Source organism: Ruegeria sp. AI3, assembly GCF_056541245.1.
Map to the genome: position 1 here is coordinate 1 of NZ_JBQFYA010000096.1, position 548 is coordinate 548.

2 protein-coding genes are annotated in these 548 nt (G+C 60.9%); both read left to right on the plus strand.

The genetic code is table 11. The features are described from left to right. Positions 1-262, plus strand: a 262-nt coding sequence (locus tag ACRZ95_RS23235) for a TRAP transporter large permease subunit (RefSeq protein WP_480555772.1), incomplete at its 5' end; no start/stop codon positions are given. A 2-nt stretch (positions 263-264) separates the two neighbouring features. Then, positions 265-548 (plus strand): NAD(P)-binding domain-containing protein (locus tag ACRZ95_RS23240; protein WP_480555774.1); only part of this gene is annotated, 284 nt, incomplete at its 3' end.

Genomic DNA, 548 nt, shown 5'->3' on the forward strand with positions numbered 1-548 from the left:
GATCCTTGCGCCCATTGCCATCGCATATGGCGTAGATCCGGTGCATTTCGGGCTGATCGTGGTGGTGAACCTAGCCCTGGGGATGATCACTCCGCCACTGGGCGTGAACCTCTTCGCGGCCTGTGCGGTGGCTGGTATCCCGGTGGAGCGGATCATTCCGCAGCTCATCTGGTTTGTGCTGGTCGTCTTTGGGTGCCTGATGCTGATCACCTACGTGCCGATGATTGCACTTGGGCCGGTCGAACTACTAGTGGAGAGATAGATATGGCGGTGATTGCGGTTCTTGGTCTGGGCTCTATGGGGATGGGCATGGCGTTATCGTGTCTGCGGGCTGGCCATGAGGTGCTGGGCTTTGATCCGCGACCGGATGCGGTCAGGGCTTTGCGCGCCGCGGGTGGCGTGGCGCTGACGGTAGAAAGTGCGCCGAGGGTGGAGATCCTGGTCAGTGTGGTTCTGAACACCGCCCAGACCGAAACGGCGCTCTTTGGGTCCGAGGGATGGGCTGGTAAGTTGGCCGAGGGGGGTGTTGGGATCTCTTCTGCCACGAT